The sequence below is a fragment of the Delftia sp. JD2 genome, from assembly GCF_001682645.1.
Lineage (GTDB): Bacteria > Pseudomonadota > Gammaproteobacteria > Burkholderiales > Burkholderiaceae_C > Comamonas > Comamonas acidovorans.
Genome location: NZ_LFJT01000030.1, coordinates 40,916 through 57,416, shown reverse-complemented (window position 1 = coordinate 57,416; position 16,501 = coordinate 40,916). Strand labels below are relative to the sequence as shown.

General features: G+C 68.3%; 14 protein-coding genes. 10 read left to right on the top strand and 4 right to left on the bottom strand.

Going from position 1 to position 16,501, the window contains the following annotated elements:
* Window positions 1–6: 6 nt before the first annotated feature.
* Window positions 7–957, bottom strand: a complete 951-nt coding sequence (locus tag ACM14_RS17220) for a polyprenyl synthetase family protein (RefSeq protein WP_012204164.1) — start codon at window positions 955–957, stop codon at window positions 7–9.
* 8 nt (window positions 958–965) lie between these two features.
* The gene (xseB, locus tag ACM14_RS17215; RefSeq protein WP_012204163.1) at window positions 966–1,202 is read right to left on the bottom strand and encodes an exodeoxyribonuclease VII small subunit; all 237 of its coding nucleotides are present in this window, start codon (window positions 1,200–1,202) and stop codon (window positions 966–968) included.
* Between the two features lie 340 nt (window positions 1,203–1,542).
* Between xseB and ACM14_RS17210 the strand changes: the two genes are divergently transcribed.
* The 5 genes from ACM14_RS17210 to flhC all read left to right on the top strand — a co-directional run bounded on the left by ACM14_RS17210 (window position 1,543) and on the right by flhC (window position 6,150).
* Window positions 1,543–2,682 carry an aromatic ring-hydroxylating dioxygenase subunit alpha gene (locus ACM14_RS17210; protein ID WP_012204162.1) on the top strand — a complete coding sequence of 380 codons (1,140 nt, stop codon included), beginning with the start codon at window positions 1,543–1,545 and terminating at the stop codon, window positions 2,680–2,682.
* 337 nt (window positions 2,683–3,019) lie between these two features.
* Entirely contained in the window at window positions 3,020–3,925 is a 906-nt protein-coding gene (locus ACM14_RS17205) for a DMT family transporter (protein WP_034391274.1), read from the top strand.
* Between the two features lie 93 nt (window positions 3,926–4,018).
* On the top strand, window positions 4,019–4,933 hold the full coding sequence (locus tag ACM14_RS17200; RefSeq protein WP_065346829.1) for a sulfurtransferase: 915 nt from the start codon (window positions 4,019–4,021) through the stop codon (window positions 4,931–4,933).
* 320 nt (window positions 4,934–5,253) lie between these two features.
* The gene (flhD, locus tag ACM14_RS17195) at window positions 5,254–5,580 is read left to right on the top strand and encodes a flagellar transcriptional regulator FlhD (protein ID WP_012204159.1); all 327 of its coding nucleotides are present in this window, start codon (window positions 5,254–5,256) and stop codon (window positions 5,578–5,580) included.
* A 27-nt stretch (window positions 5,581–5,607) separates the two neighbouring features.
* On the top strand, window positions 5,608–6,150 hold the full coding sequence (gene flhC / locus ACM14_RS17190; protein ID WP_012204158.1) for a flagellar transcriptional regulator FlhC: 543 nt from the start codon (window positions 5,608–5,610) through the stop codon (window positions 6,148–6,150).
* A gap of 51 nt (window positions 6,151–6,201) precedes the next feature.
* On the opposite strand, the gene ACM14_RS17185 is transcribed toward flhC, so the two are convergent.
* Together ACM14_RS17185 and ppc are read right to left on the bottom strand one after the other, a co-directional pair.
* Window positions 6,202–8,310 carry a PTS sugar transporter subunit IIC/EAL domain-containing protein gene (locus ACM14_RS17185; RefSeq protein ID WP_065346828.1) on the bottom strand — a complete coding sequence of 703 codons (2,109 nt, stop codon included), beginning with the start codon at window positions 8,308–8,310 and terminating at the stop codon, window positions 6,202–6,204.
* 102 nt (window positions 8,311–8,412) lie between these two features.
* Window positions 8,413–11,262, bottom strand: a complete 2,850-nt coding sequence (gene ppc, locus ACM14_RS17180; protein WP_013803627.1) for a phosphoenolpyruvate carboxylase — start codon at window positions 11,260–11,262, stop codon at window positions 8,413–8,415.
* 112 nt (window positions 11,263–11,374) lie between these two features.
* Between ppc and hemC the strand changes: the two genes are divergently transcribed.
* From hemC to ACM14_RS17155, 5 genes are all read left to right on the top strand, one after another.
* Window positions 11,375–12,313, top strand: coding sequence for a hydroxymethylbilane synthase (gene hemC, locus ACM14_RS17175; protein ID WP_013803628.1), 939 nt, complete (start codon window positions 11,375–11,377; stop codon window positions 12,311–12,313).
* 13 nt (window positions 12,314–12,326) lie between these two features.
* Complete coding sequence (locus ACM14_RS17170; protein WP_065346827.1) at window positions 12,327–13,136, top strand: uroporphyrinogen-III synthase; 810 nt, start codon at window positions 12,327–12,329, stop codon at window positions 13,134–13,136.
* Window positions 13,133–14,275, top strand: a complete 1,143-nt coding sequence (locus ACM14_RS17165; RefSeq protein ID WP_063326880.1) for a uroporphyrinogen-III C-methyltransferase — start codon at window positions 13,133–13,135, stop codon at window positions 14,273–14,275. Before ACM14_RS17170 ends, ACM14_RS17165 begins: the two co-directional genes overlap by 4 nt.
* A gap of 19 nt (window positions 14,276–14,294) precedes the next feature.
* Window positions 14,295–15,602, top strand: coding sequence for a heme biosynthesis HemY N-terminal domain-containing protein (locus ACM14_RS17160; RefSeq protein ID WP_065346826.1), 1,308 nt, complete (start codon window positions 14,295–14,297; stop codon window positions 15,600–15,602).
* Window positions 15,603–15,821: 219 nt separating this feature from the next.
* The gene (locus ACM14_RS17155; protein ID WP_043824099.1) at window positions 15,822–16,415 is read left to right on the top strand and encodes a cytochrome b; all 594 of its coding nucleotides are present in this window, start codon (window positions 15,822–15,824) and stop codon (window positions 16,413–16,415) included.
* Window positions 16,416–16,501: the final 86 nt, after the last annotated feature.

Here is a 16,501-nt window from a genome sequence, read left to right as displayed (position 1 = left end):
TCATTGTCAGTGGGTGCGGCTCACCACCATGTCGGCAAGCGCCGCCAACGCGCGGGTATCAGGCAGGCCGCTGCGCGCCAGCGCCGCGTGCGCCAGGGCGCACAGCTCGTCGGCATGGGCGCGGGCCTGGTCCAGGCCCAGCAGCGAGACGTAGGTCGGCTTGTCGTTGGCCGCGTCCTTGCCGGCCGTCTTGCCCAGGGTGGCCGAGTCGGCCACCACGTCGAGGATGTCATCCACCACCTGGAAGGCCACGCCCAGCGCCTGCCCGTAGTCGGACAGCGCCTGCCAGGCCTGGGCATCCACGCCCTCCTTGCAGGCCGCTCCCATGAGCACGCTGGCATGCAGCAGGGCGCCGGTCTTGAGGCGGTGCATCTCGCGCAGCTGGGCCTCGCTCAGTTGCAGGCCCACGCTGGCCAGGTCGATGGCCTGGCCACCGGCCATGCCCTGCGCGCCTGCGGCACGGCCCAGCAGCCGGCACAGCCGCGCCTGCAGGGCGTCCGGCATGCTGCCGGCCTGATCGGGCTCGGGAACGAGCAGCTCGAAGGCCAGCGCCTGCAGCGCATCGCCAGCCAGCAGGGCCGAGGCTTCGCCGAACTGCACATGCACCGTGGGCTTGCCACGGCGCAGCACGTCGTTGTCCATGCAGGGCATGTCGTCGTGCACCAGCGAATAGGCATGGATCAGCTCCACCGCGCAGCCGGCACGCACGGCGGCGGGCTGCAGGCCATCCACGGCCTCGGCGGCGGCCCAGACCAGCAGCGGGCGCAGGCGCTTGCCGCCATCGAGCACGGCGTAGCGCATGGCCTCGCCCAGGCCCGCAGGCGCATCCACGCCCACCCATTGCGACAGCGCGCTTTCGGTGCGCGCCAGGCGATCGGTCATCCAGCAGGGGAAATCCAGCGCGCCGGGGCCGGCCGGCTGGGAAACATCGGAAGCGCAAGTCATCACGGCACTCATGGCAATCTTCAATCCTGGCTCCACGGGGCCAGCGTCCCCTCGTCAAGCACCTTGACCTGTTCCTGCACCGCGTCGAGCTGGCCGCGGCAATAGCCGAGCAGCTGCGCCGCGCGCTGGTAGCCTGTCAGCATCTGCTCCAGAGGCAGCTGGCCCGACTCGATCTGCGCGATGAGCTGCTCCAGCTCCTGCAGCGCGGATTCGTAACTTGTGGGCTCGGCAAGAGCCTTGGGAGCAGCCTTGGGCATGGTGCGATGGCGGTGCGTTGTGGGGAACCGACGATTCTAGGCGCCCCTCCATGACCGTGCCGCCAATAACCGGACAGCCCTTGACAGGCGGCATCCGGCGCGCGCAATACACGTACCGGGCATCCGGAAATAACCCCACGGGCTATAATCCCATTCCCCGTCAAACCGGCCCCTTGCCTGGGCATACGGTCGGGCTCATCGACAAGAGACAGCGCCTCGGGCGCCGCTTCTTTTCACGTCGTGAAGCCTGCCTCCATGTCCAGGAACGGCCGGTTTTGCTTTTTCCAATCCCGTGCGCACGCGCACCCTCCCTGTGGGGAGTCTTTAGGTCAGGTCACCCATGTCTGATTTAAGTCTTCAACTGCAGCAGGCCGCAAGCCAACTACCAGTTTCCAGTTACTTCGACCCTGCGTTGTTCCAGCGCGAGTTGGAGACCATCTTTCAACGCGGCCCGCGCTACGTGGGCCACCAACTGGCCGTTCCCGAGATAGGCGACTACTACGCCCTGCCCCAGGAAAAGGAAGGCCGCGCTCTGGTGCGCAATGCCAGGGGGCAGGTGGAGTTGATCTCCAACGTCTGCCGCCACCGCCAGGCCGTGATGCTCAAGGGCCGGGGCAATCTGATGACCGAAGGCAAGGGCCATGCGGGGGGCAACATCGTCTGCCCGCTGCACCGCTGGACCTACAGCACCAGCGGCGAGCTGCTGGGCGCACCGCACTTCAGCCACGATCCCTGCCTGAACCTGAACAACTACCGGCTGCGCGAGTGGAACGGCCTGCTGTTCGAGGACAACGGCCGCGACATCGAGTCCGACCTGGCCGGCATGAAGCTGCGCGAGCAGCTGAGCTTCGAGGGCTTCGTGCTCGACCATGTCGAGATGCACGAGTGCAACTACAACTGGAAGACCTTCATCGAGGTCTACCTCGAGGACTACCACGTCGGCCCCTTCCACCCGGGCCTGGGCAACTTCGTGACCTGCGACGACCTGCAGTGGGAGTTTGCCAAAGAGTACTCGGTGCAGACCGTGGGCGTGGCGCCCGGCTTCGCCCAGCCCGGCTCAGACACCTACAGGAAGTGGCACGACGTGCTGCTGGCCTACCGCAATGGCGAGCTGCCCGAGCGCGGCGCGATCTGGCTGACCTACTACCCGCACATCATGGTGGAGTGGTATCCGCACGTGCTCACGGTCTCGACCCTGCACCCGCTGGCGGTGGACCGGACGCTGAACGTGGTCGAGTTCTACTACCCCGAAGAGATCGCGGCCTTCGAGCCCGAATTCGTGCAGGCGCAAAAGGCCGCCTACATGGAGACCTGCATCGAGGACGACGAGATCGGCGAGCGCATGGACGCCGGCCGCAGGGCACTGTATGAGCGCGGCGACAACGAGGTCGGCCCCTACCAGAGCCCCATGGAAGACGGCATGCAGCACTTCCATGAGTGGTATCGCGGCGTGATGGGTGACGCAGTCCCCGCACGCTGATCTGCTCCGGCTCTCCCGACGGCCCGCATTCGTGCGGGCCGTCTGCATTGGGCCGTCTGCATCGGGCCGCTGGCATTGGGCCGTCTGCATTGAGCGGCAGGCCTGCTGCACAGCTCCTCTGAATGCAAGCGCCCTGATGTGCCCAATGGGCAGGGCTGGCGGCGGCAATGCATCCCGAGGCAAGTCCAATGTCTTGGCTTATGCAATACAGTTCCTTGCGCGTGTCCCTGCCACGGCCCTGGGCCGTACGCAGCCAGGCGGCATGCGCCAAAAACAAAACCCAACCCTTTTCTCGTCCAGCGCCGCGGTCCTTGTGCGGCTCTATCCGGTCATTTATATGCAAGCCCTGTGGATGGTGGCGGCCGCATTCGTTTTTGCGGTCATGAGTGTGTGTGTGAAGTTCGCCTCCCAGGATTTCAATGCGGCGGAAATCGTCTTCTACCGCGGGCTGGTCAGCATGGTGGCGCTGTGGTGGCTGGCGCGCCACCAGGGCATCTCGCTGGCCACGCGCTACCCGCGCGAGCATGCCTGGCGCAGCTTTGTGGGCGTGACTTCCATGGGCGCCTGGTTCTACTCCATCGGCCATCTGCCGCTGGCCACGGCCGCCACGTTCAACTCCATGAGCAGCATCTGGATGGCGGTGTTTCTGATCGGCCAGGGCCTGCTGCTGCGCCACCAGCTGCGCCGCCAACCCGAATCGCATGCGCTGCGCGCGCTGCCGCCGTTTCCCTGGAGCCTGGTCGCCACCGTGGCCCTGGGCTTCGTGGGCGTGATCCTGGTGCTGCGCCCCAGCGCGGCGCCGCAGGAATTCGTGGCCAGCGCGGGCGGCCTGATCGGCGGGGTGTTCGCCGCCATGGCCTATATGCAGGTGGCCACGCTGTCGCGCATGGGCGAGCCCGAGGCGCGCGTGGTCTTCTACTTCGCACTGGGCTCTGCCGTCGCCGGCGCCCTGGCCATGTGCTTCACGGGCGTGTCCGCCTGGCCGGGCTGGCGCGCGCTGTGGCTGCTGCCCGTGGGCGTGCTGGCCGCCGTGGCCCAGGTCTGCATGACGGCGGCCTACGCCTCGGCCAGCAACAGCCGCAACACCCTGGTCGTGGCCAACCTGCAGTATTCGGGCATCGTCTTCGCGGCCCTGCTGAGCCTGGCGATGTTCGGCGAAAGCGTGCCGCTGATCGGCTGGGCCGGCATTGGCCTGATCGTGGCCAGCGGCGCCCTGGCCACGGCCCTGCGTTCGCGCGGCTGACGCCGCCGGCCCGCCTGGGGCCGTCGCATAATGGATCGGATCTTTTGCCGCAGGCGCACCGCCGCCTGCACAGGCCTTCGGAGTTCCGCATCCATGACTTCCAACACCACCTACCAGACCCACCAGACCCTGATCTCCGTCCAGGAGCTGGCCGCGCTGCAGGCCAGCGGCCGTCCGCTGATGGTCTTCGACTGCAGCTTCGACCTGGCCCAGCCTGCGGCCGGCAAGGCCCAGTACCTGCAGGCCCATGTTCCAGGCGCCGTCTTCGCCGATCTGGACCATGACCTCAGTGCCAAGCATGGAGTGCCCGGCGCCCATGGCAGCGTGGCGGCCAGCGAGCAGGCCGCCTCGGGCGGCCGCCACCCGCTGCCCAACCGCGAACGCTTTGCCGTGTGGCTGTCCAGCATCGGTTTTTCCAACGACATGCAGGCCGTGGTCTATGACCGCAACGGCGCCAACTACTGCGGGCGTCTGTGGTGGATGCTGCAATGGGCAGGCCATGGCGATGTGGCCGTGCTCGATGGAGGTCTCCAGGCCTGGCAGGCCGCAGGCCAGCCCGTGGCATCGGGAGAGGAAAGCGCGCGCTTCCAGTCCAACTTCGAGCTGCGCGAGCCGCTGCAGCAACTGGCAACGGCGCAGCAGGTGCTCGATGCACTGGGCAGCGCAGGCCAGACCGTGGTCGATGCACGCGCCCCGGCCCGCTACCGCGGGGAGGTCGAGCCGCTGGACCCTGTGGCCGGCCACATCCCGGGCGCGCTCAACCGGCCCTTCACCGAGAACATCGCTGCCGACGGCCGCTTCAAGCCTGCCGCCCTGCTGCGCGCGGAGTTCGAACAGCTGCTGGCAGGCCGCGATCCTTCCAGCGTGGTGCACCAGTGCGGCAGCGGCGTGAGCGCGCTGCCCAACCTGCTGGCCATGCGCATTGCGGGACTGCCGCCTGCAAGGCTGTTCGCGGGCAGCTGGAGCGAGTGGTGCAGTGACCCGAAGAGGCCGGTGGAGCGCGGCTAATTCGGCTTATGCCTCCCCTTGGGGAGGCTGCACAATGACAGCACTGTGTCAAAAGGCCGACATGCAACAACACCACTGCAGCGGCCTACTCCCAAGCCCCCAGACGGCGGGGCCAGAGCGAAATCGAGTCATCCAAACCTTGCTACAGGTGTAAGGTAAATCTTACAAACGCCGTCTCACAACCAGACATCCGCCGCAGACCTGCCCCGACTTCAACGGCGAAGGGCCCTCCTCCACAATCCATCTCAACAGATCGCAACAGGTTGAACATCTTGTTTCTACCCGGGCGTTGCGGCTGCCGAGATGCAAAGGATGGTCCTATGAACAATGAACAGCTGCTTGCCGAAATCCGCGAAGCCAACCTCACTTACCTGATGCTGGCCCAGACCCTGATCCGCCAGGACAAGGCCGAAGCGGTGTTCCGCCTGGGACTGAACGAAGAATCGTGCGACCTGCTGGCCGCACTGTCGGCAGCCCAGGTGCTGAAGCTGGCCTCGCGCAACACCTTGCTCGCCAGCTTCCGGGTGGACGACGAAATGGTCTGGAGCTTGCTGACCAACCACAGCAGCAACAAGATCGGCAACGGTGCGACCAACACGCTGCACGCCAACATCCTGATGGCCAGCCGCGTCTCCGAAGTCCTCTGATCCGCCTGAAGAACTCTGGAGCCCGCCATGTCCACCCCCGCCAAAAGTGTCCTGAACGAGTCCAAGCAGATCGAGCGCGCCGCCATGCTCATCGAGATGGGTGCACGCATGCAGGTGCTCGAATCCGAGACCACGCTGTCCTACGAGCGCCTGATCCGCCTGTACAAGGAGATCGCAGGCAAGTCGCCTTCCAAGGGCCAGCTGCCGTTCTCGACCGACTGGTTCCTGACCTGGCAGGAGAACATCCACAGTTCGCTGTTCCTGAATATCTACGAATACCTGTCCAAGGGCGCCGAGCTGGATGCCGTTGAACAATTGACCAAGGCCTACCGTCTCTATACCGAGCAGATCCAGGCCGCCGAGCTGGAAGCGCTGCTGTCCTTCACCCGCGCATGGCGCCTGGTGAAGTTCGTCGACGCGCAGATGCTGACCCGCACCCAGTGCACGGTGTGCAAGGGCCAGTTCGTGACCGAGCCCTACGAGAACGAGCGCCACTACCAGTGCGGCCTGTGCAATCCGCCCGCACGCGCCGGCAAGAGCAAGAGCGCCGGCTCGCTGATGCTGCACTGATGATCTGCACTGCGCATCGCACCCGCGATGCCGCCACAGGAATCCAGGAATCTAGACCGCCCCGCCGCCTGCCCTGGCGGCGCAGTCCCTGGCGAACTGCGGCAGTTTCTCGCCCGGCAGGGCGCGGCTGAAGTACCAGCCCTGCACCAGCAGATCGCCCTCGAAGCCCAGGGCCTGCAACTGCGCCTCGGTCTCCACGCCCTCGGCCACCACGTTCAGCTGCAGCGCCTCGCAAAAGCGCAGCAGGCCGTCCAGCACCAGCTCGCCCTTGGCATGGCCGCTGGCCACGACAAAGCTGCGGTCGATCTTGATGGCATCCACATCGAACTGGTGCAGGTAGCTCATGGACGAGAAGCCGGTGCCGAAGTCATCAATGGACACCTTGGCGCCCAGCGCATGGATCTGCCCTATGGCGCGGCGGATCGCCTCCACGTCGCCCACCATTTCTTCCTCCGTGATCTCCACGCCGACCTGCCCCCTGGCCTGGGCCAGCAGCAGCATCAGGCGCGAGCAGTGCTCGGGCGAGGTCAACGTGGCACCCGACACATTGATGCTGATCGGCATGGCAAAGCCCTCCTGGCGCCAGTGCCGGCTCTGGCGCACGGCAGCGCCCGCCACCCACAGGTCCACCTCGCGCATCAGCCCCGCATCGGCCAGCCAGCGCAGGAAACTGCCGGGCTGCTGCAAGCGGCCCTGCGCGTCCCGCGCGCGCAGCAGGGCCTCGCAGCCCAGGCACAGGCCGCTGCGGTGCGAGACCTGGGGCTGAAATTCCAGGTGGAACTCGTACTCGCTGATGCGACGGATATGCGCCAGCATGGTCTCGCGCCGGGCCTGCGCCTGGTGCGCCTGCACCAGCGGATCGCGCACGATCAGGCCGGCCTCTTCGGGCAGGCGCGAGAACGTGGTGTCCAGCGCGTGCAGCACGATGGCACCGTCGTCCTGGCCCAGCCGGTCGATGGCCCGCACGTAGGGCGCATAGATCAGTGCTCCCAGGGCCGTCAATGCCAGTTGCAGCACCACGGCCGCCATGTCCCCGCCCGTGCTCACATAGGCATTGAAGACCACGGGCGCAGTCAGCGGCAGCACCATGGAGGCCGGTGCCACCCAGCCGGCCTGCACCACCGTGACGGCCACGACCAGGTTGATGGCGGGTACCGCGAGAAACGGCACGAGCAGGCGCAGGTTCAGGATGATCGGCAGCCCGAACAGCAGGATCTCGTTGACGTTGAGCAAGGAGATGGGCAGCGCCGCCAGCGCCAGAACGCGCAGGCCCCGCCCCCGGCAAAACAGCAGCACGGCCAGCGCCAGCGACAGCGTTGCACCGGAGCCGCCGATGAAGACGAAGGAGCCCATCAGCCCGCCGCTGAGCGCCCAGGGCGCCTGCAGCCCCTGCGCCATGGCGGCGGCATTGGCCACCACCGCCTGGTCCAGCACCTGGAAGAAGGGCTGCATGGCGTAGTAGCCCTGGACGCCGAAGAACCAGAGCACGGAATTGAGCAGTGCCAGCGTCAGCCCGCTGCGGTAGGGGTTCTCGGGGCCCGCGATGGCCAGCGGCAGTTCGGCCCGCGTGATATCCGGCAGCACCTGTTGCAGGCCCAGCAGCAGCAGCACAAGCAGCACGGCGACAAGGGCGCCGGGAACGACGAGGTTCATGACCTCGCGCACGTTCTCGCTCACGAAGCCGGTGCGCGCGATGCGCGTCCAGCGCAGCCGGCTCAGGCGCGCCATCAGGGGCACGGTGATAAGGGGGGAGGCGATGGAGATGAACAGCACCAGGGTGGCCGCCGCGCGCGGATGCTCGCTCAGCAGATAGATGGCCATCTGCACATGCGCGAAGCACAGAAAGGTCACCGGCAGGCGCGGCAGCCGGTGGCGTATGGAGAGCATGTAGCCGATGGACGCGGCCACCAGCAGCGGCAGGATGCTGCCGATCTCCGCGTGCAGGCCCGCAAGCACCCGCACCACGGGTTCGGGCTGGCCGGACATCTGCGCCAGCGCCGACAGGATGAGGAACAGGGCCGAGACCAGCAGACAGGGAACCAGCCAGAGCAGGCCCTCGCGTATGGCCCGCATGGAGTTGGCGCCGGCCAGCCTGGCCAGGCGCTGTGTCAGGAACAGTTGCACGTCCGGAAAGCCGGCCCGTGACGTCTTGTTGCCCATGGCTCCCACCCTTTTCTTCCCGGCAGAAGTCAGGCGCTCCTGTCCGGAGCACATCGTACAACGCCGGCCGCAAAGGGCTGTTGCGGCCTGCAGAGAGCAGGATCAGCCCGTGTTGCGCACCCCGGCTGCGATGCCGTTGATGGACAGGTGGATGCCGGTCTTGATGCGCTCATCGGTCTGGCCAGCGCGCCAGCGCCGCACCAGCTCCACCTGCAGATGGTGCAGCGGATCGATGTAGGGGAAGCGATGGCGTATGGAGCGCGCCAGCGCTTCGTTGTGGGCCAGGCGCTGCTTGTCGCCCGTGATGCGCGCCAGCGCATCGACGGTGCTGTGCCACTCGGCCTCGATGGCGCTGAAGATGCGCCGGCGCAGGCGCGCGTCCGGCACCAGGTCGGCATAGCGCGAGGCCAGGTTCAGGTCGCTCTTGGCCAGCACCATGTCCATGTTGGACAGCAGGGTACGGAAGAACGGCCACTGGCGGTACATCTTCTGCAGCAGGGCCAGCTGGGCCTTGCCATCCTTGCCCGGCTGGTCGATGAAGGCCTTGACCGCAGCGCCAAAGCCGTACCAGCCCGGCAGCGTGAGCCGGCACTGGCCCCAGCTGAAGCCCCAGGGAATGGCGCGCAGGTCCTCGATTTTCTGCGAGGGCTTGCGCGAGGCCGGTCGCGAGCCGATGTTCAGCTCGGCAATCTCGCGGATGGGCGTGCTGCTGAAGAAGTAGCTGGTGAAGCCGGGGGTCTCGTACACCAGGGCGCGGTAGGCGCCCATGCTGGCGTCGGACAGGAAGGCCGCCGCATCCAGGAAGGCGCGCGTGGCCGGCTTGGTCGGCTGCAGCAGCGTGGCCTCCAGCGTGGCGGCCACCAGGGTCTCCAGGTTGCGCCGGCCGATCTCGGGGTTGGCGTACTTGGAAGCGATGACCTCGCCCTGCTCGGTCAGGCGGATCTGGCCGCGCACCGTGCCCGGGGGCTGGGCCAGGATGGCCTGGTAGCTGGGGCCGCCGCCCCGGCCCACGGTGCCGCCGCGGCCATGGAACATGCGCAGGCTGATGCCATGGCTGTCGGCCAGCTCGTCGAACAACTCGACCAGCGAGATCTCGGCGCGGTACAGCTCCCAGTTGCTGGTGAAGATGCCGCCGTCCTTGTTGCTGTCGCTGTAGCCCAGCATGATGTCCTGCTCGCCGCCGCTGCGCTGCACCATGGCCGCCACGCCGGGCAGCTGGAAGTAGCGGCGCATGATGGGCGAGGCGCTGCGCAGGTCGCCAATGGTCTCGAACAGCGGCACGACGATCACATCGCAGATGGCGCCGTCGTCCAGCGTGCCGCGCAGCAGCCCGGCCTCCTTTTGCAGCAGCAGCACTTCCAGCAGGTCGCTGACCGATTCGGTGTGGCTGATGATGCAGTGGCGTATGGCCTCGGCGCCCAGGGCCGCGCGCAGGCGGCGCGCGGTCTCGAAGATGGCCAGTTCGCCGCGCGCATGCTCGGAATAGTCGGCGCCCACCACACGCAGCGGCCGCGCCTCTTCCAGCAGGCGCACCAGCAAGGCGCACTTGGCGTCTTCCTGCAGGCCCGAGTAGTCGGGCTCCAGGCGCGCGGCAGCCAGCAGCTCGGCCACCACTTCCTCATGCTTGTCCGAGCTTTGGCGCAGGTCCACCGTGGCCAGGTGGAAACCGAAGACCTGCACGGCGCGCATCAGCGGACGCAGGCGCTGGGGCGCCAGCACCTCGCCGTGGTTGCGGCTCAGGGAGTCATCGATGACGCGCAGGTCGGCCAGGAACTCCTCGGGCGAGGCATAGGCGTTCTGCGGCGCCACGGCATGGCGCGCAGCCTCGCCGCCCGTCAGCCCCTTGAGCGTGGCCGCCAGGCGCGCGTAGATGCCGGTGAGTGCGCGGCGGTAGGGCTCGTCGGAGCGGTGCTCGTTGGTGTCGGGCGAGCGCTCTGCCAGGGCCTGCATCTCGGTGGACACATCGGTCAGGCGCTGGGACAGCGACAGCTCGCCGCCCAGGTAGTGCACCTCGCGCAGATAGTGGCGCAGCGCCACATCGGCCTGGCGCGACAGCGCCAGCTCCAGGCTCTGGGCCGTGACATTGGGGTTACCGTCACGGTCACCGCCGATCCAGTGGCCCATGCGCAGGAAGCTGTGCACGGGCAGGGTGTTGCCCAGCTCCTGCTCCAGTTGCGCATACAGCTTGGGGATCTCGCGCAGAAAGGTGGCTTCGTAGTAGGACAGCGCGTTTTCGATCTCGTCGGCCACGGTGAGCTTGGAGTAGCGCAGCAGGCGTGTCTGCCACAGCTGGCTGACACGGGCGCGCAGCTGGGCCTCGTTGCGTTCCAGCTCGCGCGGGGTGAGCGCGTCCTTGGCGCTGTTGTACAGCTGGGCGCGGGCCACGATGTCCTCGCGCGCGGCCAGCAGTTGGGAGATGTCGCGCTCGGCCACCAGAATGCTCTGGCGCTGCACTTCCGTGGGGTGGGCCGTGAGCACGGGTGCCACATAGCTCTTGGCCAGCGTCTGCGCCACGGTGCCGGCCGAGATGCCGGCCCAGCGCAGGCGCGCCAGCGCCACTTCGATGCTGCCTTCCTGGGTGTTGCCCGCGCGCTCGTGCACGGCGCGGCGGCGGATGTGGTGGCGATCCTCGGCCAGGTTGGCCAGATGGCTGAAATAGGTGAAGGCGCGGATCACGCTCACCGTCTGGTCCGTCGTCAGGCCCTTGAGCAGGCGCTTGAGCGCGCGGTCGGCGGTCTCGTCGGCATCGCGGCGGAAGGTCACCGACAGCTGGCGCACCTGCTCGATCAGCTCGAAGGCCGCCACGCCTTCCTGCTCGCGGATCACATCGCCCAGAATGCGCCCCAGCAGGCGTATGTCCTCGATCAGCGGCAGGTCCTTGTCCGTCTTGCGGACAGGCTTGTCATCACGCCTGTCATCTCGCGCATTGCTCTTGCGGGGGGCGGTGGCCATCAACGAATCTCCTGGAATCGGTCAGCGTATCGGTTTGCTTGGGCTTCGGTCCTGGTGCCGGGTTTACTGCGGCGCAGCATGCTAGCATCCCGCGCTCCCCCCGAGGCACCTGATGAACACCAAACCACTTCTCCCCCACTCCATCGTGATCGCCACGCGCGAGAGCCAGCTGGCACTGTGGCAGGCCGAGCATGTCCAGGCGCTGCTGCGCGCCCGGGGGCATGAAGTGGAATTGCTGGGCATGACCACCAAGGGCGACCAGATCCTGGACCGCACGCTGTCCAAGGTCGGCGGCAAGGGCCTGTTCGTCAAGGAGCTGGAAGTGGCGCTGGAAGAAGGACGCGCCCACATCGCCGTGCACTCGCTCAAGGACGTGCCCATGGAGCTGCCCGAAGGCTTTGTGCTGGCCTGCGTGATGGAGCGCGAGGACCCGCGCGACGCTTTTGTCTCCAATCGCTACGCCACGCTGGCCGAGCTGCCGCAGGGCGCCGTCGTCGGCACATCGAGCCTGCGCCGCCAGGCACTGCTGCAGGCCCTGCGCCCGGACCTGAAGATAGAGCCGCTGCGCGGCAACGTGAACACCCGCCTGCGCAAGCTGGACGAAGGCCACTACGACGCCATCGTGCTGGCCGCCGCAGGCCTGATGCGCCTGGGCCTGGCCGACCGCATCCGCGCCAGGTTCGAGCCCACCGGCATGCTGCCGGCCGCAGGCCAGGGCGCGCTGGGCATCGAGGTGCGCGCCGACCGCCAGGACCTGATCGACGCGCTGGCCCCGCTGGCCCACCAGACCACCTGGCTGACCGTGACCGCCGAGCGCGCCGTCAGCCGCTGCATGGGCGGCAGCTGCTCCATGCCGCTGGCGGCGCACGGCACATTCGACGGCCAGCAACTGCGCCTGGACGCAGCCTGGGGAGACCCGGAAGGCCGGCTGCCGCTGGTGCAGGTGCACGCCGACGCCACCGTCACCGACTTCGCCAGCGCAGACGCGCTGGGCCAACACGTGGCTGCGCTGCTGCAGGCGGCGGGCGCCCAACCGGCCCCCAAGCTCTAGACGGCACGCCCACATGCCACCGCGCATACTCGTCACCCGCCCGGCCCATGACGCAGCCGCGTGGGTGGATGCGCTGCAGGCTCGTGGCCTGCCGGCCCAGCCGCTGGCGCTGATGGCCATAGGCCCCTGCCGCGATGCGGCCACGCAACAGGCCTTGCAGGCCGCCCGCAACGCGCTGCGCGAAGGCCCGGGCTACCGCGCCGTGATGTTCGTCAGCGGCAATGCCGTCCAGCATTTCTTCGGCACCGACCCCGCACAGCTTCCGGCCTCCACCCGCGCCTGGACGCCCGGCCCCGGCACCGCCCAGGCGCTGCTGGCCCTGGGCATTGCGCCAGCACAGATCGACGGGCCGCCACCGGACGCCGCCCAGTTCGAATCCGAAACGCTATGGCAGCGCGTGCATAACCAGATCCATGCGGGCGACCGCGTGCTCATCGTGCGCGGCGACAGCCAGGCAGGAGCGCCCAGGACCGTGCCGGCCACGGCAGGCGCCGGCCGCGATTGGCTGGCTGCCCGACTGCGCGAAGCGGGTGCCCAGGTCGAAATGCTGGCCGTCTACCAGCGCGAACTGCCTGCCTGGGATACAGCCCAGACGGCACTGGCACGCCAGGCGGCCGAAGATGGCTCGCTCTGGCTGCTCAGCAGCGCCGAATCCGTTGCCAACCTGCAACAGCTCCTGCCGGGCCAATCGTGGCAAAAGGCGCGAGCGCTTGCTACGCACGAGCGAATCGCCGCCCAGGCCAGACAACTGGGATTCGGATATGTCAAGCAATGTCGGCCGGCTCTGGAGGACGTGGTTGCGTCGATAGAATCGACGCCATGAGTTCCGACGCAGCGCAAGACCGCCCCACCCCGCAGGACCTGACGCCCCCAGCCTCCGCCGCAGCATTCGCTGCCGGCTCCGCCCAAAGCAGCCCCGCTGCAGACCTGCGCAGCGGCTCCTCTGCCCTGGTCCTGGGGGTGGGCGCCGTGGCCGTGGCGGCGCTCATTGCCTGCGGCATGCTCTGGCAACGCCTGGGCAATATCCAGGAACAATTGGCCCGCCAGTCCGCGCAGTCCGGCTCCCAGTCTGTCGAGGCCCGCACCCTGGCACGCGACGCCCAGGACCTGGCCCGCGACAGCGCGGCGCGCACCTCGGTCATGGAAGCGCGCATTGCCGAGCTGTCGCTGCAGCGCACGCAGCTCGACGAACTCCTGCAAAGCATGTCGCGCTCGCGCGACGAGAACCTGGTGGTGGACATAGATTCCTCCATCCGCCTGGCCCAGCAGCAGGCCGAGCTGTCCGGCAGCCTGCAGCCGCTGGTGGCCACGCTCAAGAACGCCCGCCAGCGCATAGAGCGCGCCGCACAGCCCCGTCTGGCTCCCGTGATGCGGGCGCTGGACCGCGACCTGGAGCGGCTGGCCCGCATGAGCGTGACCGACACGGCCGGCCTGCTCACCCGCATCGAAGACCTGGTGCGCCTGGTCGACGAGATGCCCCTGCTCAACGCCGTGGCCCAGCCACGCGCCAGCCGCCATCGCGGCGTGGCCGGCCAGACGGCCCGCCAGCCCGAGCCCGCCCCCATCGAGGGCAGCCCCACCGAGTGGAGCTGGTGGCAATCCTGGGGTGAGCGCGGCTGGACGGCCGTGCGCGAAGAGGCCCAGGACCTGCTGCGCGTCAGCCGCATCGACCACCCGGATGCCATCTTGCTGGCGCCCGAGCAGGCCTATTTCCTGCGCGAGAACCTCAAGCTCAAGCTGCTGAACTCGCGCCTGGCCCTGCTGTCGCGCCAGTGGGATGCGGCGCGTGCCGACCTGGCCGCCTCGGGCATGGCCGTGAACAAATACTTCGATCCTGCCGCGCGCCGCACCCAGATCGTGCAGGCCCAGCTGCAGCAGATCCAGGCCAATCTGCGCACCACCGAACAGCCGGCGCTGCAGGAAACCCTGGCGGCGCTGGCAACAGCCGCCGCAGGCCGCTGAGCAGCCGGGAGACAGACGAATGCGCGCTGCACTGTGGTTGATCGGTTTGTTCGGCATGGCCGTTGCGGCCGCCTTGTTCGCGGGCTCCAACCAGGGCACGGTGACCCTGTTCTGGGCGCCCTACCGGCTGGACCTGTCCCTGAACCTGGCCATTGCCATCATCGTGCTGGCCTTCGTGCTGCTGTATGCCGCGCTGCGCGCCCTGGCCGCGCTGCTGCAGATGCCGCACCAGGCACGGCGCTGGCGCGGCCAGCAAAAAGAGCGCGCCATGCACCACAGCCTGCTGGAAGCCCTGTCGCACCAGCAGGCCGGCCGCTTCCTGCGCGCACGCAAGTCGGCACTGGCAGCGCTGGCGATGGAGGAGTCCCTGGCCGAGGCCCATGCCGCCGTGCCACACGGCACGCGGCTGCGTGCGGCCGCCCACATGGTGGCCGCCGATGCCTCCCACGCCCTGCAGGACAGCCCGCAGCGCGACCACCACTGGCGCGAAGTCCTGGCCAATGCACCGGCCCAGGGCAATGCCCAGGAGCAGGAAATGCGCGAAGGCGCCCAGATGCGCGCCGCGCGCTGGGCCCTGGACGACCGCGACGCAGCTGACGCGCTGCGCCGCCTGGCCGAACTGCCCCAGGGCGCGGCACGCCGCACGATTGCGCTGCGCATCCGCCTGAAGGCCTCGCGCCTGGCCGGCCAGACATCGACGGCGCTGGACACGGCGCGCCTGCTGGCCAAGCACCGCGCCTTCTCGCCAGCGGCCGCCGCCAGCGTGGTGCGCGGCCTGGTGCTGGAGAGCATCAACGAGGCACGCGACACCACGCAGCTGCAGCACTTCTGGCTGTCGCTGGACGGTGAGGAACGTGCCATGCCCGAGATCGCGCTGCCGGCCGCATCGCGCCTCATGGCCCTGGGCGGCGAGGCCGCGCAGGCCCGCGCCTGGCTGCTGCCCGTGTGGGAACGCCTGCTGTCCCATGCCGGCCCGCGCAGCGAATCGCATCTGCCGCGCCTGGTCCAGGTGCTGGAGCCCTGCCTGGACGGCCTGGACGGCACCTGGCTGGCACGCATCGAGGCGGCCACCAACAGCCATCCGCGCGAACCCCGCCTGCAATACTTGGCCGGCATGGCCTGCGTGCAGCGCCAGCTCTGGGGCAAGGCCCAGCAACTGCTGCTGCGCGCTGCGCCCCATCTGCAGGAAAGCGCACTGCGCACCCGTGCCTGGCAGCGCCTGGCCCTGATGGCCGAGCACCGGGGCGATGCCGACGCAGCCGCCGCCGCCTGGAAGCAGGCGGCGCAGGCCGTGGTCATGCTGCCCGCCGATCCCGCCCGGCCCTGAACTCCTGCAGCCCGCGGGTACTGCGGGTACCACCGGTGCTGCGGCCTTCATCTTTTTTGAATTGAGCCGTCAATACCGCTGAACTCTTTTGGATTTGCCGCTTCCTACACTGCACGTTGTCCGCAGTGCACGAAGTTCTCGCAGAGCGCACCGCACCCTTTTTGCCATCCAGGGCCCCTTCACAGGGGCCCTGAACGGTTCCAAAGCCTGCCGCCATCCATGACAGAGTCCTCAGCCCGCGCCAACGCGCCAGCAAAATCCTCCTCCAGAGCCACGCGCTATACCGGCGTGGCCATGGCCGCCCACTGGGTGCTGGCACTGGGCCTGATCGCCGCCCTGGGCCTGGGCTGGTACATGACCGGCCTGCCGTTCTCCCCTTCGCGCCTGAAGCTGTACAACTGGCACAAGTGGCTGGGCGTCACGCTTTTGTCGCTGAGCCTGCTGCGCCTGCTCTGGCGCGTCACCCACCGCCCGCCCGAGCTGCCGCCCGCCGTGGCCCGCGCCATGCCGCAATGGCAGCACTGGGCCCACAACGGCACCCACCACGCCATGTACCTGCTGTTCTTCGCCGTGCCCCTGCTGGGCTGGGCCTACAGCTCGGCGGCCGGCTTTCCCATCGTCTTCCTCGGCATGCTGCCCCTGCCTGACTTCGTGAGCGCCAGCCCCGAACTGGCGGAAACCCTCAAGCCCCTGCACGGCTGGGCGGCCTGGGCCCTGGTCGTGCTGATTGCCATGCATGTGGGCGCCGCCCTCAAGCACCAGTTCATCGACCGCGACGGCCTGATCTCCCGCATGCTGCCGGGCCGCGCCTGAACCTTTCGCCAACCTCTCGCCAGCCAGGGCCGGTGTCCATCCGGCCCCAGCCACCCCTGACCGGACCTTCCCGACCCCTAGGAGTC